The sequence below is a fragment of the Pseudomonas sp. S8 genome (assembly GCF_050473925.1).
GTDB lineage: Bacteria > Pseudomonadota > Gammaproteobacteria > Pseudomonadales > Pseudomonadaceae > Aquipseudomonas > Aquipseudomonas parakoreensis.
This window is the reverse complement of sequence record NZ_JBFDVZ010000016.1, coordinates 621,081-641,007: the sequence shown is the minus strand read 5'-3', so window position 1 is coordinate 641,007 and position 19,927 is coordinate 621,081. Positions and strand designations below refer to the sequence as shown.

Sequence of the window (19,927 nt, the reverse complement as noted above, 5' to 3'; positions counted from 1 at the left end):
CGACTAGCTTCTATTCCTGACAGCACTGACAGGAATATACCGATCAGCGTTGAACACCAATAAAACATTGAGAACCGGCACAAGTCGGTCATGCCTGCGAGGAACTCGGAATGTCTCTGTTGATCCGTGGCGCCACCGTTGTTACCCATGATGAAAGTTATCGCGCCGACGTCTATTGCGCCGACGGCGTGATCAAAGCCATTGGTCAAAACCTGGATATTCCCGCCGGTGCCGAAGTGCTCGACGGCAGCGGCCAATACCTGATGCCCGGCGGCATCGATCCACACACCCACATGCAATTGCCCTTCATGGGCACCGTGGCCAGTGAAGACTTTTACAGCGGCACCGCTGCGGGTCTGGCTGGCGGTACCACATCGATCATCGACTTCGTGATTCCCAATCCGCAGCAGTCGTTGATGGAAGCGTTCCATCAGTGGCGCGGCTGGGCCGAGAAGTCGGCATCGGACTACGGCTTCCACGTCGCGATCACTTGGTGGAGCGAGCAGGTGCGCGAGGAAATGGCCGAGCTGGTCAGCCACCACGGGATCAACAGCTTCAAGCATTTCATGGCCTACAAGAACGCGATCATGGCCGCCGACGACACGCTGGTGGCGAGTTTCGAGCGCTGCCTGGAACTCGGCGCCGTGCCGACCGTGCATGCGGAAAACGGCGAACTGGTTTATCACCTGCAACGCAAGTTGATGGCCCAGGGCATCACCGGGCCGGAAGCCCATCCTCTGTCGCGGCCATCGCAGGTGGAAGGCGAAGCGGCGAGCCGGGCGATTCGCATTGCCGAGACCATCGGCACGCCGTTGTACCTGGTGCACGTGTCGACCAAGGAAGCGCTGGACGAAATCACTTACGCCCGCAGCAAGGGCCAACCGGTATACGGCGAAGTGCTGGCCGGGCATTTGTTGCTCGACGACAGCGTCTACCAGCACCCGGACTGGCAGACCGCCGCCGGTTACGTGATGAGCCCGCCGTTCCGCCCGCGCGGGCATCAGGAGGCCCTTTGGCATGGCCTGCAGAGCGGTAATCTGCACACCACCGCCACCGACCACTGCTGCTTCTGCGCCGAGCAAAAAGCCGCCGGGCGCGACGACTTCAGCAAGATCCCCAACGGCACCGCCGGCATCGAAGACCGCATGGCGGTGTTGTGGGATGAAGGGGTCAACAGCGGCCGTTTGTCGATGCAGGATTTCGTCGCCCTCACCTCCACCAATACCGCAAAAATCTTCAACCTCTATCCGCGCAAAGGCGCGATTCGCATCGGCGCCGACGCCGACCTGGTGCTGTGGGACCCGCAAGGCACCCGCACCATTTCCGCCAAGACCCACCATCAGCAGGTGGACTTCAACATTTTCGAAGGCAAGACCGTGCGCGGCGTGCCGAGTCATACCGTCAGCCAGGGCAAAGTGGTCTGGGCCGACGGCGATCTGCGCGCCGAGCGCGGCGCCGGGCGGTTCATCGAACGACCGGCGTATCCGGCGGTGTTTGATTTGCTGAGCAAGCGGGCTGAGATGCATAAGCCGACGGCTGTGAAACGCTGAAATCCAGGCCTTCGGCCTATCGCTGGCAAGCCAGCTCCCACAGGGATTCTGGGTGTTCGAAAAACCTTGTGGGAGCTGGCTTGCCAGCGATGAGGCCATCCCAAGCGACACAAAAACCACTGCCCATCAGAGGCAGAGAACCTCAATAACCGTGAGGCAAAAAACCGTGATCGAGACCCTGAACCATCTTCCGCACCCGCACGAAAGCGCGGCCGCCCTCGCCGGCCATTTCACTGATCTGGCGCCACCGCTCAATGCCCGGCAGGCACATCTGGAAGCCTCGCGCTGCCTGTATTGCTACGACGCGCCTTGCGTCAATGCGTGCCCCAGCGAGATCGATATTCCATCGTTCATCCGTAACATCCATCAGGACAACGTGCCCGGTGCGGCGCAAAAAATTCTTTCGGCGAACATCCTCGGCGGCAGTTGCGCCCGGGTCTGCCCGACGGAAATCCTCTGCCAGCAAGCCTGCGTGCGCAACAACGCCCAGGAGTGCGCGCCAGTGCTGATCGGCCTGTTGCAACGCTACGCCGTGGATAACGCGAATTTCACCGAGCACCCGTTCCAGCGTGCAGCGAGCACCGGCAAGCGCATCGCCGTGGTCGGCGCCGGGCCAGCGGGTTTGTCCTGTGCCCACCGCAGTGCCATGCACGGCCACGACGTGGTGATTTTCGAAGCACGGGAAAAGGCTGGCGGCCTCAATGAATACGGGATCGCCAAGTACAAACTGGTCGACGACTACGCGCAAAAGGAACTGGATTTCCTTCTGCAGATCGGCGGTATCGAAATCCGTCACGGACAGAAACTCGGCGAGAATCTGACCCTCAGCGAGCTGCATCAGCAGTTCGACACGGTGTTCCTCGGCCTCGGCCTGAATGCCAGCAAACAGCTCGGCCTGCCCCACGAAGACGCGCCCGGCCTGCTCGCCGCCACTGACTACATCCGCGAACTGCGCCAGGCCGATGACCTGACGCAACTGCCACTGGCCGAACGCTGCATCGTCCTCGGCGCCGGCAACACAGCGATCGACATGGCCGTGCAAATGGCCCGTCTCGGAGCGCGTGACGTGAATCTGGTGTATCGCCGGGGTGCGGCGGACATGGGCGCAACCGGTCACGAACAAGACATTGCCAAGGCCAATCAGGTACGCCTGCTGACCTGGGCGCAACCGGAAGAAGTGCTGCTCGACGCACAAGGAAAGGTGCGCGGTATGCGTTTCGCTCGCACGCAACTGGTCGACGGTCGCCTGCAAACCACGGGCGAAACTTTCGAGCTGGCCGCCGACGCGATCTTCAAAGCCATCGGCCAGGCCTTCGACAGCAGCGCCCTCGTCGACCCGCTGGCGCGCGAACTCAAGCGTCAGGGCGAACGGATTCAGGTTGACGACAACCTGCGCACCAGCATCCCCGGCGTGTATGCCGGCGGCGACTGCACCAGTCTCGATCAAGACCTCACCGTGCAAGCCGTACAGCACGGCAAACGCGCCGCCGAGGCGATCAACGCGCAACTGATGCTCAACGTGGAGGCTGCATAAATGGCCGATCTCTCGATAGTCTTCGCCGGCATCAAAGCGCCCAATCCGTTCTGGCTGGCCTCCGCGCCGCCGACCGACAAGGCCTACAACGTGGTCCGCGCCTTCGAGGCCGGCTGGGGTGGCGTGGTCTGGAAAACCCTCGGCGAGGACCCGGCAGCGGTCAACGTCTCGTCGCGCTACTCGGCACACTACGGCAACAACCGTGAAGTGCTGGGCATCAACAACATCGAACTGATCACCGACCGCTCGCTGGAGATCAACCTGCGCGAAATCACCCAGGTGAAGAAGGACTGGCCGGATCGTGCGCTGATCGTCTCGCTGATGGTGCCGTGCGTCGAGGAGTCGTGGAAACACATCCTGCCACTGGTGGAGGCCACCGGCGCTGACGGCATCGAGCTGAATTTCGGTTGCCCGCACGGCATGCCCGAACGCGGCATGGGCGCGGCGGTGGGTCAGGTGCCGGAATACGTCGAGCAGGTCACTCGCTGGTGCAAGACCTATTGCTCGTTGCCGGTGATCGTCAAGCTGACGCCGAACATCACTGACATCCGCGTTGCCGCTCGCGCGGCCCATCGCGGTGGCGCCGATGCGGTGTCGCTGATCAACACCATCAACTCGATTACCAGCGTCGACCTGGAACACATGGTCGCCCTGCCCACCGTCGGCAGCAAAAGCACCCACGGCGGTTATTGCGGCTCAGCGGTCAAACCGATTGCGCTGAACATGGTCGCCGAGATCGCCCGTGATCCGCAGACCCAGGGCCTGCCGATCTGCGGCATTGGCGGCATCGGCAGTTGGCGTGACGCGGCGGAGTTCATGGCGCTGGGCAGCGGCGCGGTGCAGGTGTGCACGGCGGCGATGCTGCATGGCTTCCGGATTGTCGAGGAGATGAAGGACGGGCTGTCGCGCTGGATGGACAGTCAGGGTTACGCCAACATCGCCGAGTTTTCCGGGCGTGCGGTGGGCAACACCACTGACTGGAAGTACCTCGACATCAACTATCAGGTCATTGCCAGGATTGATCAGGACGCGTGCATCGGTTGCGGGCGCTGCCACATTGCTTGCGAAGACACGTCACACCAGGCGATCAGCAGCCTCAAGCAGGCCGACGGCACGCATAAATATGAAGTGATTGATGAGGAATGTGTCGGCTGCAACCTGTGCCAGATCACCTGCCCGGTGGCGGACTGTATCGAGATGGTGCCGATGGAAACGGGCAAGCCGTTTCTGGACTGGAATCATGATCCGCGCAATCCGTACCATGTCTCACCCTAGGCCAGGTAGCGTCTGAACAGACGCCTTCGCGAGCAAGCTCGCTCCCACAGGGTTCTCTGGTGTTCATGGCACTTGAGGACAACCCGAAAACCTGTGGGAGCGGGCTTGCCCGCGAAGGGGTCGGCAGTCACAACACAAGGCTCAAGGTTCTAATCCGATCCCCCGCAAAATCACACTGGTCACCGTCTGCACCGCCCGCTCGAACTGCATGTCCGACAGCGGCTGATGCTCGTTCAGAATATTCACCTGATGATCGAAGTCGGCGTAGTGCTGGGTCGAGGCCCAGATCATGTACAGCAGGCTCGAAGGCTCCACCGGCAGAATCCGCTGGTCCTCCACCCACTGGCGGATCTTCGCTTCCTTCATCTTTGCCCAGTCGTACAGGCTGACGTCCAGCGCCTCGCCCAGGGTCGGCGCACCGTGGATGATCTCGTTGGCCCAGACTTTGGAACCATAAGGCCGGCTGCGCGAGTGGTTCATCTTGGCGCGGATGTAGCTGCTGAGCACCACCCGTGGATCGTCGAACATCTCAAAGCACAGCGCGTCCTGTTTCCACACCTCCAGCAGGTCGAACAGCACCGCGCTGTACAGTTCGCTCTTGGTGGAAAAGTAGTAATGCAGGTTGGAGCGCGGCAGTTGCACTTCGGCGGCGATGTCGGCCATGGCGGTGCCGCCGAAGCCTTTTTCGGCGAAGACTTTTTCCGCCGCCAGCAGAATTTTCTCGACGTTACTGCGACGGATCTCGATCTTGTGATTGCCCATGAGGGCTCCCTGACAACGACGTTGTTGAAGACTAGCATCCGCTCTGGCCTCGGGGCGACCGCTGCAAACAAAACTTCGTACGAAGGTCGGCGCATGGCTAAACTGGCGCTTCTTTGTCCTGCCTCAGAGGTACCCGCGATGCTGTTCAAGAACGTCCTGACCACCACTGCCCTGCTCGCTTCGCTGTGCGCCGCATCCTCCGTTTTTGCCCACGCCCACTTGAAAAGCCAGACCCCGGCCGCCGACAGCACCGTCGCCGCGCCGGCCGATCTGCGCCTGACCTTTTCCGAAGGCGTCGAAGCCAGTTTCACCACAGTCAGCCTGACCCACGACGGCGCCCCGGTCGCGATCAAACCTTTGAGTACCGAAGGCGACAAGAAAACCCTGATCGTCACCCCTGCCGCGCCACTCAGTGCCGGTGAATACAAAGTCGAATGGCATGCGGTGTCGGTCGACACGCACAAGAGCGAAGGCGCCTATCAGTTCAAGGTCGGCCAGTAATTCATGAGTGAAACGCTGGTGCTGTGCCGCTTCGTGCATTTCAGCGCGGTGTTGATGCTGTTCGGCGCCTGGCTGTTTCGGCCACTGCTGCTCAAGGCGCCAGTGCCGACACTGGATCGGCATCTGGCGCGACTGGCGCGCTGGCTGACGGCAATTGCGCTGGTCAGCGGTGTCACCTGGGCGCTGCTGATCACGGCGAGCATGGCCGGTTCGGCCGCGGCCGCGTTCGATCCGGACACGATTGGCCTGGTGCTGGGCAATACGTTTTTCGGTCAGGTCTGGCGTTGGCATCTGCTGATCAACGCGCTGTTGCTGGCGTTGCTGTTTACGCCGTGGCGATCGAGCCTGCCGCTGCGTCTGGGCTTGAGCGCGCTGCTCCTGGCGACCCTGGCGCCGGTCGGGCACGGCGCGATGCTCGACGGCCTCAGCGGGCAACTGCTGATCCTCAACCAGATCGTTCACCTGACCTGCGTCGCCGCATGGCTCGGCGGTCTGTTGCTGCTGGTATTGATCCTGCGCCAACCCGGCGAAACGATGAGCCGGATCCTGCAACGCTTCAGCGGTGTCGGTTATGCCATCGTCGGCGGGCTGCTGATTACCGGCCTGATCAACGTGCGCGTGCTGACCGGGCAATGGTGGCCGACGCCGCTGTTCAGTGGCTTTGCCCTGATCCTGCTGATCAAGGCGTTGCTGGTGCTGGGGATGCTCGCGCTGGCGCTGTTCAATCGCTTGCGGATTGATGATTGCGAACAGCGGATGGGCGTGCTCAAGCGCAGTGTGCTGCTGGAGTGGTTATTGGGGATGGGTGCCGTTGCTGCGGTCTCCCTTCTCGGCACCCTGCCGCCGATGATTGCAGCCTGAAAAGCAAAAGATCGCAGCCTTCGGCAGCTCCTACATTGGAATGCGATTCCCTGTAGGAGCTGCCGAAGGCTGCGATCTTTTTGCTCTTAATGCGGTTGTGTGTCGCCCGCTGCGGTGTCGATGCTGACCACCACCGACATCCCCGGGCGCAAGCGTTCCTCCTCCTGCTGATCCGGATCGATGGTGATCCGCACCGGCACGCGCTGGGCGATTTTCACGAAGTTGCCCGTGGCGTTATCCGCCTGCAGCAGGGCGAACTCCGAACCGGTGCCGGGCGAAATGTGCTGCACATGGCCGGTGAACTGGCGGTGGTTCAGCGCATCAACGGTGAAGCGCACCGGCTGCCCGACACGCACGTTGTCCATCTGGGTTTCCTTCATGTTGGCGATCACCCATTTCTGATTTGGCACCAACGCCATCAGCTGCGCCCCGGAGTTGACGTAGGCGCCCAGGCGCACGCCGATCTGCCCGAGCTGGCCGTCTCGCGGGGCGACGATGCGCGTATTCGACAAGTCGATTCGCGCCAGTTGCACCGCCGCTTCAGCGCTGGCCACCGCCGCCTCCAGCGAACCGCGATTGACGATCACCGTCTGCAGATCCTGCCGGGCGATCTCCAGATTGGCCTTGGCCTGCGCCACCGCCGCAATGCTCTGTGCATTGGCCGCGAGCGCCACGTCCATCTCGCGTTTCGACACCGAGCCGTCACTCACCAGCTCCTTGTTACGGCGCAGATCCGCCTCGCTTTTACGCAACTGCGCCTCGCTGTCGGCCACCACCGCCTGACGCAGTTTGATCGTCGCTTCGGCACTGTTGCGTTGCTGCACCACATTGGCCAGCGCGGCCTTCTGCACCGCCAGTTGCGCCAGCGCCTGATCGAGACGTTGCTGATAAATCCGGTCATCCAGGCGCACCAGCAAATCACCGGCCTTCACGTACTGGAAGTCCTGCACCGGCACCTCGAACACGTAGCCACTGAGCTGCGGGCCGATGATCGTCACCTGACCGCGCACCAGGGCGTTTTCCGTGGTTTCTACCGCACTGCTGAACGGCGGCAGTTGCCAGGCGTAGAGCACGATCAGCACACCGACGATGGCAATCGCGGCAAAGCCCAGTGACGAGATGATCCGCACCCGCAACGAGCGCGGCTCGGTGTTCGGCGAGGACGGCGGCGCCACGCCTTCCGGGGTGGCGGCGATGGCATTGGTGGTTGTGGTGGTCGGTTCGGTCATGAATGGGAGGCACCGTCAGGAGGTACGGAAGGCGCTGGGTCGACGGCTTTGGTGGTGCTCATCAGCCACAGCGCACGAATGGACAGCCAGATCATGGTCAGCACCGCAATCACGGCGATCAGCATGAACACATCGTTATAGGCCAGCACGTTGGCTTCACGAGTGGCCGCGTTGGCCAGGCTGCGAATCCCGGCCAGGTTGCGCAGACTCGGGTCGGCCAGCAAGCTGCCATAGGCCGAACCGCCGCTTTGTACGCGCGCAGCCACCAGCGGATCGGACAGCGTCAGGTGCTCGACCAGGTGGCTGGAGTGGAATTTCTCGCGCACGATCTGGAACGTGCCCAACAACGCCGCGCCGAGCAGGCCGCCGAGGTTGTTGCAGATCCCGAACAACACCGAAAAACTCACCAGATTGCGCGGGTTGGTCAACACGTTGCGGGTGCCGAACACCATGGTCGGGCCCAGAAAGAACGTGCTGCCGAAGGCCAGCAGGAACTGGCTGAAATACAGGTTTTGCGGACGGGTCAGGTTGTTGGAAAAACTGTCCATCACCGAGCCGGTGGCCATCAGCGCCAGCGAGATGATCAGCGGCATCAGCAGGTGCTTGGGGTCGATGGTCAGCGCACTGGTCGCCAGCCCGGCGATGCTGCCGATCAGCATCACCACGTAGAGGCTGTGCAGTTGCTCATAACCCATATTGAGGTTCTGCATGAAACCGACGGCGCCGGTGGACTGCTCCGAGGTGACCATGCGAATCAGGGTCACCGCCAGCGCCAGACGGATCATCGTGCCGCTGCCGAGCCAACGGGTCATCAGCATCGGGTTGCTGCGGTTGTGCTCGATGGCCAGGCCCGCGAGGATCAGGGCAATCGAGGCCGCCAGCGCATAGCCGATCCAGTCGGCCTCCAGCCACCAGTCGATCCGCCCCAGCGACAACACCGCGCAGAGCAGTGCCACGCCGCTGGCGAGGATGGCGAAGGTCAGAAAGTCCAGCGGTTCAAAGGTTTTGAAGCGGTCACCGGGCGGCAACTTGAGCAACAGCACGCAGCCCAGCGACAGCAAAGCCATGCCCAATTCGAACAGGTACAAGCCGCGCCACTCGGCAATCTGCAGCAAGTCCTCGGAGAACAAGCGCGCCAGCGGCAAAGCCAGTTGCGAGGCGCCGAGGCCCAGCACCAGCGCCTTCAGCCGCCACTTGGCCGGAAACGCCTGAACCATGTAATACAGACCCAGCGAACTCAGCGCCGCACCGACCATGCCGTGCGCCGCCCGCACCGCGATGGCCGAGCTCAGGTCGTTGACGAACAGGTGGCCGAAGGTCACCAGCGCATACAACACCAGAAACACTTCGGTGAATGCACGCAGGCCGAACTGCTGGCGAAACTTCACCAGCAGCAGGTTCATCGACACGTTGGTCATCACGTAAGCAGCTGGCAGCCAGGCCATCTCCGCCGTGGTCGCGCCCAGCGCGCCTTGCAGGTAAGGCAGGTTGGCGACCACCAGCGAGTTGCCCAGACCACCGGTCACCGCCACCAGCAGCCCGACCAGCGCATAGGCCAGGCGCTTGGGGTTGGAGTGCAGCGGCGTCGAGGGGGAACCGGGCAGACTGGGCTTCTCGTGCGGCTGCCAGTTGCGCGGGGCGTATCGATCCATTGAAAGACCTTGTGCTTATGTTGCCGGGAGTTTGCCGCAAATGTTGCGGCAAACCCACAATCCTGTGGGAGCTGGCTTGCCAGCGATGGCGGCAGTCGGCTCGGCAAGAGGGTGACCGGCAGCCCGCTCCCACTGGTTCGCGGTGGATTCGTAAATTCTGTTTAAAGGTCTTCTCGCCCGCAACGGATTTTTCCCGCACCGGGCAACTGCCACCCTTGCAGCCCTTCTCAACCTGCAAGGTGCCCGTTATGACCACGCCCCACCGGCAACGCTCCCCACGCTTTTTAAAAAATCTTGCGGCGGCCGCCCTGCTGCTGCCGGCCCTCGCCTTCGCTCAGGAACGCCCGTGGCCGGACGGTTCGCAACTGGTGATCTCGGTGTCGATGCAATTCGAAACCGGCGGTCAGCCCGAAGGCGCGGAAAGCCCGTTCTCCGGCACGCCGCTGCCCAAGGGTTATCCGGATCTGCCGGCGCAGACCTGGTTTGATTATGGCTACAAGGAAGGCTTGTGGCGGATGCTCGACCTGTGGGATCGCACCGGCATCAAGGTCACCTCGCATGTGGTCGGCGAAGCGGCGCTCAAACACCCGGAACTGGCGAAAGCGATTGCCGAGCGCGGCCACGAACTGGCAGCCCATGGCATGCGTTGGGCCGACTCCTACAACATGAGTTATGACCAGGAAAAACAGTTCATCGGCGACGGTGTCAACGCGGTGGAAAAACTCACCGGCCAGCGCTCGGTGGGCTACAACGCCAACTGGCTGCGGCGCAGCCCCAATACGCTGAAGGTTCTGCAAGACCTGAATTTCACCTATCACATCGATGACGTCAGCCGCGACGAACCGTTCGTGACCATGGTCCGTGGACGCAAATTTGCCGTGGTGCCGTACACCCTGCGCAATAACGACATCGTGCTGATCGAGGGCCGGCATTTCTCCGCCGAGCAGTTCTATCAGCAACTGGTGCTGGAATTTGATCGCCTGTACGCCGAAGGCGCGAGCCAGCGGCGGATGATGTCAGTGAGTCTGCACGACCGCATCGGCGGCACGCCGGCGATGGTCGAAGCGATGGAGCGGTTCATTCGTTATGCGCAGGCGCATCCGAAGGTGAGTTTCATGCGCAAGGATCAGATCGCGCAGGTTGTGCTGACCGAGAAAAATCCTTTGATTGATTGAGGAGCAAAATCAAAAGATCGCAGCCTGCGACAGCTCCTACAATGTGTACACCATTCCCATGGAGCTGCCGCCGGCTGCGATCTTTTCAGGCGCGCAACAACATATACCCCGCCACCACCAGACACACGCTGGCAAACCCCACCTGCAATGTCCGCGCCGGCACCCGCGCACAAAGCTTGCGCCCGATGATCATGCCGACGATGCTGGCGACGATAAACGCCGCGCCCTGTGCATCAATCCGCACGCCTGCGTGAAACGATCCGATCACGCCAATCGCGGAAATCAGGCTGATCACCATCAGCGACGTCGCCACGATCCCGCGCATCTGCACATCGGTCAGTTGCTTGAACGCCGGCACGATCAGGAAACCACCGCCGACGCCGAGCAAGCCCGAAACCACACCCGTCACTGCGCCCAATACCGCAAGGGTCGCGGTGCATTTGGCGGTCCAGTCGAAGCGCCCGGTCTGTTCATTGAGCATGCAGTTCTTCTGCCCCCAGCTCGCATGACCGTGGTCGCTCGGCCCCTCTTGCGCACGCTCGCGGCGCAACATGCGCCAGGCGACCATGACCATCAGCAGGCTGAAGAGGATCATCAGAATCTTCTCCGGCAACTGATGCGCGAAATAGATCCCCAGCGGCGAAAACACCGCGCCGAGCGCGGCAATCAGCAGTGCCGCGCGATAGCGCACCAGGCCATGACGCAAACCGTCAATGGCACCGACGGCTGCCGCACTGCCCACGGCGAACAACGCCACGGGCGCAGCCTGGGTCATGCTCCAGCCGAGGCCGAGCACCAGCGCCGGCACCGCGAGAATCCCGCCGCCCGCCCCGGTCAGCCCGAGAATCAGCCCCATCAACACGCCAAACAGACTTGCCAGCAACATAGGGAGTTCTCAGTCGACTTTGGACAAACCGGTCAGCCACTCGCGGCCCTTGAGCATGCCGTTCCAGTAGAACCACGGCAGCAGCGTCGCCTTGAGGAACCACGCCGAGCGGCGCGGCACGGTCGCATCGAGGGCGAAGGTCGGCAGCAACTTCCCGCCGTAACCGAACTCGGCGAGGATCACCTTGCCCTTCTCCACCGTCAGCGGGCAGGAACCGTAGCCGTCGTACTTCAGTGGCAGCGGCTGCCGCTTGCGCAGCGCCAGGAGGTTTTCGGCGACGACCACGATCTGCTTGCGCACGGCCGCAGCGGTTTTTGCGTTAGTGGTGCCGCAGATGTCACCGAGGCCAAACACTTCGGGGTATCGCGGATGTTGCAGGCTGTGCGGATTGACTTCGCACCAGCCGGCGGTGTCGGCCAGCGGGCTCTGGGCGATGAACTCCGGCGCGACTTGCGGCGGCACAACATGCAGCAGGTCAAAGGTTTTCGCCTGTGTGGTGACGTTGCCGTCAGCGTCCTTGATCTCGAACCAGGCGGTTTTCGCCGGGCCGTCGACCTTGACCAGATTGCTGTTGAAGGCCAGTTGCGCGTTGTACTTTTCGATGTACTTCATCAATGGCGGGACGAAAGTCGCGACACCGAACAGCGCGGCGCCGGCGAGATTGAACTCGACGTTGATGTTGTTCAGCGCAGCGGTTTTGCGCCAGTGATCGCACGACAGGTACAACGCCTTCTGCGGCGCGCCGGCGCATTTGATCGGCATCGCCGGCTGAGTAAACAGCGCCTTGCCGCCGCGCAGTTTCTGCACCTGATCCCAGGTGTACTGCGCATGCTGATAGCTGTAGTTGGACGTCACGCCATGCTGACCGAGGCTTTCCTGCAGGCCTTCGATCTTCTCCCAGGCCAGACGCAGGCCGGGGCAGACGATCAGGTTCTGGTAGCTGACGCGGCGTTGATCGTTGAGCGTGAGTTGACGTGTGTCGGGATCCACCGCTGTCACCGCCGCCTGAATCCAGGTGGCCTGACGCGGCATCACTTTGCTCATCGGCCGCACAGTGTCCTTGACGTCATAGGCGCCACCGCCGACCAGCGTCCACGCCGGTTGGTAGTAATGCTGGGCGCTCGGCTCGATCACGGTGATGTTCAGAGTGGGATCACGCTTGAGCAGACTGGCGACGAAACCGATGCCGGCGGTGCCGCCGCCGATGACCACGATGTCTGCACTGATGGATGGGCCCCAGTGTTGATCGTTCATTGCTTGTTCCTTATGGCTGCACGCAAGGATTTTTTCGAATCAAACCACTAAACCTGTGGGAGCTGGATTGCCAGCGATAAGGACTTGTCAGCCGCTATTGATGGCGACTGACACTCCGCCATCGCTGGCAAGCCAGCTCCCAAAGGTTTTGTATTGTGTTGGCTGACATTTATGGGTGGCCCCAGCTCTTGAGCACCGCCCCGCAATACAGTCCGGACAGGGTCTTCATCACCTGAATCACTTCAGGGCTGGCCAGGCCGTAAAAGATGTATTTGCCTTCGCGGCGGGTCGCCACCAGGCCTTCGTCGCGCAGGATGCCCAGTTGCTGGGACAGCGTCGGCTGGCGCACGCCGGTGATTTTTTCCAGCTCGCCGACGTTGCGTTCGCCCTGGGTCAGCTGGCACAGGATCAACAGGCGATCCTCATTGGCCAACGCCTTGAGCAGCGCGCAGGCCTTGGAGGCGGACGCCCGCAGTTGGGCGACTTCACATTCGGTCAGACTGGATTGCATTTGCACGATGCCTTCAACGTCACTTAAGCTGCGAACATTATGTTTTTAGATAAAGTGTTGCAACCCATTTCCCTGATTCAGGTTGGTGTCCATGCCCGCGCAGATTGAAGCTTTCCTCGACCCCGCCTCTTCGACCTACAGCTATGTGGTCTATGAAGCCGATGGCGGGCAATGTGCAATCGTCGATCCGGTGCTTGATTACGACGGCGCTGCCGGTCGAACCTGCACCGTACAGGCCGACAAAATCATCGCCTTCGTCCGTGACCACCGCCTGCAGGTGCAATGGCTGCTGGAAACCCACGCCCACGCCGACCACCTGTCCGCCGCGCCGTACCTGCGCCGCGAACTGGGCGGCAAGATCGCCATCGGTGAGTCGATCAGCAAAGTGCAGAATGTGTTCAAGGCGCTGTTCAATCTGGAGCCGGAGTTCTGCGTCGACGGCTCGCAGTTCGATCACCTGTTCGCGCCGAACGAGTCGTTCAGGATCGGCAACCTCAAAGCCACCGCCCTGCACGTCCCCGGCCACACCCCGGCAGACATGGCTTATCTGATCGACGGCGAACAGATTCTGGTCGGCGACACGCTGTTCATGCCCGACGTCGGCACCGCCCGCTGCGACTTCCCCGGCGGCGACGCGCATCAGCTGTTCAACTCGATCCACAAACTGCTGGCCTTCCCGGCCAGCGTCAAACTCTACGTTTGCCACGACTACCCGCCAGAAGGCCGCGCCGCGCAGTGCCAGACCACCGTTGGCGAACAGCGCAAGAGCAATATTCATGTGCATGACGGGATCGACGAGGCGGCGTTTGTCGAAATGCGCACCAAACGCGATGCCGGGTTGGGCATGCCGACGCTGTTGCTGCCGGCGATTCAGGTGAATGTGCGGGCGGGGAATTTTCCGGCGGCCGAGGACAACGGTGTGGTTTACCTGAAGGTGCCGATCAACAAGCTATAAAAGCAAAAGATCGCAGCCTGCGGCAGCGCCTACACAGGGCACACATAAACTTTGTCCCTGTAGGAGCTGCCGCAGGCTGCGATCTTTTGATCTTCATGCCCCCAGCGTCAAACCATTCGCCGGCAACGGCAACGCCGTCTTATAGCGCACCTGCTTCAAGGCAAAACTCGACCGAATGTTCGCCACCCCCGGCACCTTGGTCAGAAAGTCCATCATGAAGCGCTCCAGCGCCTGAATCGTCGGCACCAGCACCCGGATCAGATAGTCCGGGTCGCCGGCCATCAGGTAGCACTCCATCACCTCGGGGCGGTCGGAAATCGCCTCTTCGAAATGCTGCAACGCCTCCTCGACCTGTTTCTCCAGACTGACGTGAATGAACACGTTCACATGCAGGCCCAGCAGATCGGCATCCAGCAGCGTCACCTGCTCGCGAATCAGGCCTAATTCCTCCATCGCCTTGACCCGGTTGAAACACGGCGTCGGCGACAGGTTCACCGAGCGTGCGAGGTCGGCGTTGGTGATGCGCGCATTCTCCTGAAGGCTGTTGAGAATGCCGATGTCGGTACGGTCCAGTTTGCGCATGAGACAAAACCACCTGTTTTTTATGTTTATGCAGAATTTCTATCTGCAAATCATCTCCAGCGCAACGAAACAGAGAGAAATATTCTTCTCCGCCGGGCCTATGATTGTTGTAGGACAAGATTTCTTACACCCAAGAATGATTGCCAGCTCACTACAAGAAATTCACAAGATCGAGCGTAGAAGCCATGACCCAAGCGTATGAACCGCTGCGTCTGCACGTCCCTGAACCCTCGGGCCGCCCAGGCTGCAAAACCGACTTCTCCTACCTGCATCTGACCGATGCCGGCACGGTGCGCAAACCTTCCATTGACGTCGAACCTGCCGACACCGCCGACCTGGCGCGTGGGCTGATTCGGGTGCTCGACGATCAGGGCAACGCCCTCGGTCCCTGGGCTGAAAATGTGCCAGTCGACATCCTGCGCAAGGGCATGCGCGCCATGCTCAAGACGCGGATTTACGACAACCGCATGGTGGTCGCCCAGCGCCAGAAAAAAATGTCGTTCTACATGCAAAGCCTTGGCGAAGAAGCCATCGGCAGCGCCCAGGCCCTGGCCTTGAACATCGACGACATGTGCTTCCCGACGTACCGCCAGCAAAGCATCCTGATGGCCCGCGAAGTGCCGCTGGTCGACCTGATTTGCCAGCTGCTGTCCAACGAGCGCGATCCGCTCAAGGGCCGGCAGTTGCCAATCATGTACTCAGTCAAGGACGCCGGCTTCTTCACCATCTCCGGCAACCTCGCCACTCAGTTCATTCAGGCCGTCGGCTGGGGCATGGCCTCGGCAATCAAGGGCGACACTAAAATCGCCTCGGCGTGGATCGGTGACGGCGCCACCGCCGAATCGGACTTCCACACCGCCCTCACCTTCGCCCACGTTTACCGCGCGCCGGTGATTCTCAACGTGGTCAACAACCAATGGGCAATCTCGACCTTCCAGGCCATCGCCGGAGGTGAAGCCACCACCTTCGCCGGACGTGGCGTCGGTTGCGGCATCGCCTCGTTGCGCGTCGATGGCAACGACTTCTACGCAGTCTACGCCGCCTCCGCCTGGGCGGCTGAACGCGCCCGGCGCAACCTCGGCCCGACCATGATCGAGTGGGTCACCTACCGCGCCGGCCCGCACTCGACCTCCGACGATCCATCCAAATACCGTCCGGCCGATGACTGGAGCCACTTCCCGCTGGGCGACCCGATTGCCCGCCTGAAGCAGCACCTGATCAAGGTCGGCCACTGGTCGGAAGAAGAGCACGCCGCCGTCAGCGCCGAGCTTGAAGCCGAAGTGATTGCCGCGCAGAAACAGGCCGAACAGTACGGCACCCTCGCCGGCGGGCAGATTCCTAGCGCCGCGACCATGTTCGAAGACGTCTACAAAGAGATGCCGGAGCACTTGAAGCGCCAGCGTCAGCAGTTGGGGATCTGACATGAACGATCACAACAACAATATTCAGTTGGAAACCGCCATGACCACGACCACCATGACCATGATCCAGGCCCTGCGCTCGGCCATGGATGTGATGCTTGAGCGTGACGACAATGTGGTGGTGTTCGGGCAGGACGTCGGCTACTTCGGCGGCGTGTTCCGTTGCACCGAAGGCCTGCAGACCAAGTACGGCACCTCGCGGGTATTCGACGCGCCGATCTCCGAGAGCGGCATCGTCGGTGTCGCCGTGGGCATGGGCGCTTATGGACTGCGTCCGGTGGCCGAGATCCAGTTCGCCGACTACGTCTACCCGGCTTCCGACCAGATCATTTCCGAAGCGGCGCGCCTGCGTTATCGCTCTGCCGGCGAGTTCACCGCGCCGATGACCCTGCGCATGCCATGCGGCGGCGGGATCTACGGCGGTCAGACCCACAGCCAGAGCATCGAGGCGATGTTCACTCAGGTCTGCGGCCTGCGCACGGTCATGCCGTCCAACCCGTACGACGCCAAAGGCCTGCTGATCGCCTCGATCGAAAACGATGACCCGGTGATCTTCCTCGAGCCAAAACGCCTGTACAACGGCCCGTTCGACGGCCACCACGACCGCCCGGTGACCCCGTGGTCGAAACACCCGCAAGCCCAGGTGCCGGACGGTTACTACACCGTACCGCTGGACGTCGCCGCGATCACCCGTCCGGGCAAGGACGTGACCGTGCTGACCTACGGCACTACCGTTTACGTGTCGCAAGTGGCTGCCGAAGAATCCGGCGTCGATGCCGAAGTCATCGACCTGCGCAGCCTGTGGCCGCTGGACCTGGACACCATCGTCAAATCGGTGAAAAAAACCGGTCGTTGCGTGGTGGTGCACGAAGCCACCCGCACCTGCGGTTTCGGCGCCGAGTTGGTAGCGCTGGTGCAAGAGCATTGCTTCCATCACCTGGAAGCGCCGATCGAACGCGTCACCGGTTGGGACACCCCCTACCCGCACGCGCAAGAGTGGGCGTATTTCCCAGGGCCGTCCCGAGTGGGCGCGGCGTTGAAACGGGTCATGGAGGTCTGAATGGGCACGCACGTTATCAAGATGCCGGACATCGGCGAAGGCATCGCAGAAGTAGAGCTGTCGCAGTGGCACGTCAAGGTTGGCGATCTGGTGGTTGAAGACCAGGTGCTGGCGGACGTGATGACCGACAAGGCAATGGTCGATATTCCCTCGCCGGTACACGGAAAGGTCATTGCGCTCGGCGGTCAACCAGGGGAAGTGATGGCGGTCGGCAGTGTGCTGATCAGCATCGAAGTGGAAGGTGCCGGGAATCTGAAAGAGTCAGCCGCACCAGCACCGGTTGCTGCGAAAGAGCCGCCTGCTGCGCCGAAAGTTGAAGCCGCAGTCGAGAGCAAACCTGCCGCCGCTGCTGCGCCGCGTTCCGCACCGGTTTGCCAAGGCCCGATGGTTGCCCGCGAGGCTGATGAACGTCCGCTGGCTTCGCCGGCCGTGCGCAAACATGCGCTGGATCTGGGCATTCAGCTGCGTCTGGTACGCGGCACCGGCCCGGCCGGTCGTGTGCTGCACGAAGACCTCGACGCTTATTTGGCGCAAGGTCAGTCGAACGCTTCGGCGCCGGCAGCTGCCGCGTACGCCCAGCGTCACGATGAAGAACAGATTCAGGTTATCGGCATGCGCCGCAAGATTGCCCAGCGCATGCAGGACGCCACTCGGCGTGCCGCGCACTTCAGCTACGTCGAGGAAATCGACGTCACCGCCATCGAAGAACTGCGCGCGCATCTGAATGAAAAACACGGTGCCAGCCGGGGCAAGTTGACCTTGCTGCCGTTCCTTGTTCGCGCCCTGGTCGTCGCCCTGCGTGACTTCCCGCAGATGAACGCCCGTTACGACGACGAAGCCCAGGTCATCACCCGCCTCGGCGCAGTGCATGTCGGTGTCGCCACGCAAAGCGATGTGGGCCTGATGGTGCCGGTGGTACGTCACGCCGAAGCGCGCAGCCTGTGGGACAGCGCCGCGGAAATCTCGCGTCTGGCCAATGCCGCACGCAATGGCAAGGCCAGCCGCGATGAGCTGTCCGGCTCGACCATCACCCTGACCAGCCTCGGTGCGTTGGGCGGCATCGTCAGCACCCCGGTGCTGAACCTGCCGGAAGTGGCGATCGTCGGCGTGAACAAAATCGTCGAACGGCCAATGGTCGTCAAAGGCCAGGTGGTGATCCGCAAGATGATGAACCTCTCCAGTTCCTTCGATCACCGCGTGGTCGATGGCATGGACGCGGCGCTCTTCATCCAGGCCATTCGTGGTCTGCTCGAACAACCCGCGACCCTGTTTGTGGAGTGACGCCATGCAAACCTTGAACACCACGCTGCTGATCATCGGCGGCGGCCCCGGCGGCTACGTCACGGCGATTCGCGCCGGACAACTGGGCATTTCGACGATTCTGGTCGAGGGCCAAGCGCTGGGCGGCACCTGCTTGAACATCGGCTGCATTCCGTCAAAAGCGCTGATTCATGTAGCCGAGCAGTTTCACCAGACTCAACACCACAACCAGCATTCGGCACTGGGCATCAGCGTTTCCGCGCCGACCCTCGACATCAACAAGAGCGTCGAGTGGAAGGACGGCATCGTTGATCGCCTGACCACCGGCGTCGCCGCGCTGCTGAAAAAGAACAAGGTCCAGGTCATCCATGGCTGGGCCAAGGTCATCGATGGCAAAACCGTGGAAGTCGGCGACACGCGCATTCAGTGCGAGCACCTGGTGCTGGCCACCGGTTCGACCAGCGTCAACCTGCCGATCCTGCCAATCGGCGGGCCGATCATCTCCTCCACCGAAGCGCTGGCACCGAAGTCCGTGCCCAAACGTCTGGTGGTGGTGGGCGGCGGTTATATCGGTCTGGAGCTGGGCATTGCTTACCGCAAGCTCGGCGCCGAAGTCAGCGTGGTCGAGGCGCAGGATCGCATCCTGCCGGCCTATGACGCCGAGCTGACGCAACCGGTGCACGAAGCGCTGAAACAACTGGGCGTGAAGCTCTATCTCAAACACAGCGTGCTGGGTTTCGACGGCACCTTGCAGGTGCGTGACCCGAACGGCGACACCCTCAATCTGGAAACCAATCAGGTGCTGGTGGCAGTCGGTCGCAAGCCGAATACGCAGGGCTGGAACCTCGAAGCGCTGAATCTGGACATGAACGGCTCGGCGATCAAGATCGACAACCGCTGCCAGACCAGCATGCGCAACGTCTACGCCATCGGCGACCTGAGCGGCGAACCGATGCTCGCGCACCGCGCCATGGCCCAGGGCGAAATGGTCGCCGAACTGATCAGCGGCAAGCACCGCGAATTCAACCCGACCGCCATCGCCGCCGTGTGCTTCACCGACCCGGAACTGGTGGTGGTCGGCCAGACCCCGGACGAGGCCAAGGCTGCCGGGCTGGACTGCATCGTTTCCAGCTTCCCGTTCGCCGCCAATGGCCGGGCGATGACCCTGGAATCGAAAAGCGGCTTCGTGCGCGTGGTCGCGCGTCGCGACAATCATGTCATTGTCGGCTGGCAGGCGGTCGGAGCAGGTGTTTCCGAATTGTCGACCGCGTTTGCGCAAAGCCTGGAAATGGGCGCGCGCCTGGAGGATATCGGCGGCACCATCCATGCGCATCCAACTCTGGGTGAAGCGGTGCAGGAAGCGGCGTTGCGTGCGTTGGGGCATGCGTTGCACCTTTAAAGATCAAAAGATCGCAGCCTGCGGCAGCTCCTACAGGGGGGTTGCCGATTCTGTAGGAGC

18 protein-coding genes are annotated in these 19,927 nt (G+C 61.9%); 11 read left to right on the top strand and 7 right to left on the bottom strand.

The window, feature by feature from the left end:
* The first annotated feature begins 110 nt into the window (after positions 1–110).
* The 3 genes from hydA (at position 111) to preA (ending at position 4,359) form a co-directional block, all read left to right on the top strand.
* Positions 111–1,550, top strand: coding sequence for a dihydropyrimidinase (gene hydA / locus AB1J88_RS04370; protein ID WP_430290321.1), 1,440 nt, complete (start codon positions 111–113; stop codon positions 1,548–1,550).
* A 166-nt stretch (positions 1,551–1,716) separates the two neighbouring features.
* Entirely contained in the window at positions 1,717–3,084 is a 1,368-nt protein-coding gene (locus tag AB1J88_RS04365) for an NAD(P)-dependent oxidoreductase (protein ID WP_430290320.1), read from the top strand.
* Positions 3,085–4,359 (top strand): NAD-dependent dihydropyrimidine dehydrogenase subunit PreA, encoded by a 1,275-nt coding sequence (gene preA, locus AB1J88_RS04360; protein ID WP_041073316.1) that lies wholly within the window; start codon positions 3,085–3,087, stop codon positions 4,357–4,359. It begins immediately after the preceding gene.
* A gap of 141 nt (positions 4,360–4,500) precedes the next feature.
* Here preA and AB1J88_RS04355 read toward each other — a convergent pair whose 3' ends face one another.
* Positions 4,501–5,121 (bottom strand): TetR/AcrR family transcriptional regulator, encoded by a 621-nt coding sequence (locus AB1J88_RS04355; RefSeq protein WP_064587091.1) that lies wholly within the window; start codon positions 5,119–5,121, stop codon positions 4,501–4,503.
* Positions 5,122–5,259: 138 nt separating this feature from the next.
* On the opposite strand from AB1J88_RS04355, the gene copC reads away from it, so the two are divergent.
* Positions 5,260–5,622: a copper homeostasis periplasmic binding protein CopC gene (gene copC / locus AB1J88_RS04350; RefSeq protein WP_430290319.1), complete on the top strand. Its 363-nt coding sequence runs from the start codon at positions 5,260–5,262 to the stop codon at positions 5,620–5,622.
* A gap of 3 nt (positions 5,623–5,625) precedes the next feature.
* Entirely contained in the window at positions 5,626–6,483 is an 858-nt protein-coding gene (gene copD / locus AB1J88_RS04345; protein WP_430290318.1) for a copper homeostasis membrane protein CopD, read from the top strand.
* Positions 6,484–6,569: 86 nt separating this feature from the next.
* On the opposite strand, the gene AB1J88_RS04340 is transcribed toward copD, so the two are convergent.
* The gene (locus AB1J88_RS04340) at positions 6,570–7,712 is read right to left on the bottom strand and encodes an HlyD family secretion protein (protein WP_047293616.1); all 1,143 of its coding nucleotides are present in this window, start codon (positions 7,710–7,712) and stop codon (positions 6,570–6,572) included.
* Positions 7,709–9,364 carry an MFS transporter gene (locus AB1J88_RS04335; RefSeq protein ID WP_430290317.1) on the bottom strand — a complete coding sequence of 552 codons (1,656 nt, stop codon included), beginning with the start codon at positions 9,362–9,364 and terminating at the stop codon, positions 7,709–7,711. Before AB1J88_RS04335 ends, AB1J88_RS04340 begins: the two co-directional genes overlap by 4 nt.
* Positions 9,365–9,612: 248 nt before the next feature.
* On the opposite strand from AB1J88_RS04335, the gene AB1J88_RS04330 reads away from it, so the two are divergent.
* On the top strand, positions 9,613–10,539 hold the full coding sequence (locus tag AB1J88_RS04330) for a polysaccharide deacetylase family protein (RefSeq protein ID WP_430290316.1): 927 nt from the start codon (positions 9,613–9,615) through the stop codon (positions 10,537–10,539).
* Positions 10,540–10,624: 85 nt separating this feature from the next.
* Here AB1J88_RS04330 and AB1J88_RS04325 read toward each other — a convergent pair whose 3' ends face one another.
* The 3 genes from AB1J88_RS04325 to AB1J88_RS04315 all read right to left on the bottom strand — a co-directional run bounded on the left by AB1J88_RS04325 (position 10,625) and on the right by AB1J88_RS04315 (position 13,190).
* Positions 10,625–11,425: a sulfite exporter TauE/SafE family protein gene (locus AB1J88_RS04325; protein WP_222019047.1), complete on the bottom strand. Its 801-nt coding sequence runs from the start codon at positions 11,423–11,425 to the stop codon at positions 10,625–10,627.
* Between the two features lie 9 nt (positions 11,426–11,434).
* Positions 11,435–12,679: an FAD-dependent oxidoreductase gene (locus tag AB1J88_RS04320; RefSeq protein ID WP_430290315.1), complete on the bottom strand. Its 1,245-nt coding sequence runs from the start codon at positions 12,677–12,679 to the stop codon at positions 11,435–11,437.
* Positions 12,680–12,848: 169 nt separating this feature from the next.
* Complete coding sequence (locus AB1J88_RS04315) at positions 12,849–13,190, bottom strand: ArsR/SmtB family transcription factor (protein WP_041073332.1); 342 nt, start codon at positions 13,188–13,190, stop codon at positions 12,849–12,851.
* Positions 13,191–13,281: 91 nt separating this feature from the next.
* Here AB1J88_RS04315 and AB1J88_RS04310 point away from each other — a divergent pair, with 91 nt between their 5' ends.
* A complete protein-coding gene (locus AB1J88_RS04310; protein WP_108183015.1) occupies positions 13,282–14,145 on the top strand; it encodes an MBL fold metallo-hydrolase in 864 nt (287 codons plus the stop codon).
* A gap of 93 nt (positions 14,146–14,238) precedes the next feature.
* On the opposite strand, the gene bkdR is transcribed toward AB1J88_RS04310, so the two are convergent.
* On the bottom strand, positions 14,239–14,727 hold the full coding sequence (gene bkdR, locus AB1J88_RS04305; RefSeq protein ID WP_085687547.1) for a Bkd operon transcriptional regulator BkdR: 489 nt from the start codon (positions 14,725–14,727) through the stop codon (positions 14,239–14,241).
* Between the two features lie 185 nt (positions 14,728–14,912).
* On the opposite strand from bkdR, the gene AB1J88_RS04300 reads away from it, so the two are divergent.
* From AB1J88_RS04300 to lpdA, 4 genes are read left to right on the top strand one after another with little or no spacing between them, the layout of a single operon-like run.
* A complete protein-coding gene (locus tag AB1J88_RS04300; protein ID WP_041073337.1) occupies positions 14,913–16,148 on the top strand; it encodes a 3-methyl-2-oxobutanoate dehydrogenase (2-methylpropanoyl-transferring) subunit alpha in 1,236 nt (411 codons plus the stop codon).
* A 1-nt stretch (position 16,149) separates the two neighbouring features.
* A complete protein-coding gene (locus AB1J88_RS04295; RefSeq protein WP_041073339.1) occupies positions 16,150–17,208 on the top strand; it encodes an alpha-ketoacid dehydrogenase subunit beta in 1,059 nt (352 codons plus the stop codon).
* On the top strand, positions 17,209–18,489 hold the full coding sequence (locus AB1J88_RS04290; protein ID WP_430290314.1) for a dihydrolipoamide acetyltransferase family protein: 1,281 nt from the start codon (positions 17,209–17,211) through the stop codon (positions 18,487–18,489).
* 4 nt (positions 18,490–18,493) lie between these two features.
* The gene (gene lpdA, locus AB1J88_RS04285; protein ID WP_430290313.1) at positions 18,494–19,867 is read left to right on the top strand and encodes a dihydrolipoyl dehydrogenase; all 1,374 of its coding nucleotides are present in this window, start codon (positions 18,494–18,496) and stop codon (positions 19,865–19,867) included.
* Positions 19,868–19,927: the final 60 nt, after the last annotated feature.

Excerpts from the sequence above, each read along its gene's own strand:
- AB1J88_RS04295 (WP_041073339.1), top strand. The coding sequence starts at position 16,150 with ATGAACGATCACAACAACAATATTCAGTTGGAAACCGCCATGACCACG.
- AB1J88_RS04335 (WP_430290317.1), bottom strand. The coding sequence starts at position 9,364 with ATGGATCGATACGCCCCGCGCAACTGGCAGCCGCACGAGAAGCCCAGT.
- bkdR (WP_085687547.1), bottom strand. The coding sequence starts at position 14,727 with ATGCGCAAACTGGACCGTACCGACATCGGCATTCTCAACAGCCTTCAG.
- preA (WP_041073316.1), top strand. The coding sequence starts at position 3,085 with ATGGCCGATCTCTCGATAGTCTTCGCCGGCATCAAAGCGCCCAATCCG.
- copD (WP_430290318.1), top strand. The coding sequence starts at position 5,626 with ATGAGTGAAACGCTGGTGCTGTGCCGCTTCGTGCATTTCAGCGCGGTG.
- AB1J88_RS04300 (WP_041073337.1), top strand. The coding sequence starts at position 14,913 with ATGACCCAAGCGTATGAACCGCTGCGTCTGCACGTCCCTGAACCCTCG.
- AB1J88_RS04355 (WP_064587091.1), bottom strand. The coding sequence starts at position 5,121 with ATGGGCAATCACAAGATCGAGATCCGTCGCAGTAACGTCGAGAAAATT.
- AB1J88_RS04320 (WP_430290315.1), bottom strand. The coding sequence starts at position 12,679 with ATGAACGATCAACACTGGGGCCCATCCATCAGTGCAGACATCGTGGTC.
- AB1J88_RS04330 (WP_430290316.1), top strand. The coding sequence starts at position 9,613 with ATGACCACGCCCCACCGGCAACGCTCCCCACGCTTTTTAAAAAATCTT.
- AB1J88_RS04325 (WP_222019047.1), bottom strand. The coding sequence starts at position 11,425 with ATGTTGCTGGCAAGTCTGTTTGGCGTGTTGATGGGGCTGATTCTCGGG.
- AB1J88_RS04290 (WP_430290314.1), top strand. The coding sequence starts at position 17,209 with ATGGGCACGCACGTTATCAAGATGCCGGACATCGGCGAAGGCATCGCA.
- AB1J88_RS04340 (WP_047293616.1), bottom strand. The coding sequence starts at position 7,712 with ATGACCGAACCGACCACCACAACCACCAATGCCATCGCCGCCACCCCG.
- lpdA (WP_430290313.1), top strand. The coding sequence starts at position 18,494 with ATGCAAACCTTGAACACCACGCTGCTGATCATCGGCGGCGGCCCCGGC.
- AB1J88_RS04310 (WP_108183015.1), top strand. The coding sequence starts at position 13,282 with ATGCCCGCGCAGATTGAAGCTTTCCTCGACCCCGCCTCTTCGACCTAC.
- copC (WP_430290319.1), top strand. The coding sequence starts at position 5,260 with ATGCTGTTCAAGAACGTCCTGACCACCACTGCCCTGCTCGCTTCGCTG.
- AB1J88_RS04315 (WP_041073332.1), bottom strand. The coding sequence starts at position 13,190 with ATGCAATCCAGTCTGACCGAATGTGAAGTCGCCCAACTGCGGGCGTCC.
- hydA (WP_430290321.1), top strand. The coding sequence starts at position 111 with ATGTCTCTGTTGATCCGTGGCGCCACCGTTGTTACCCATGATGAAAGT.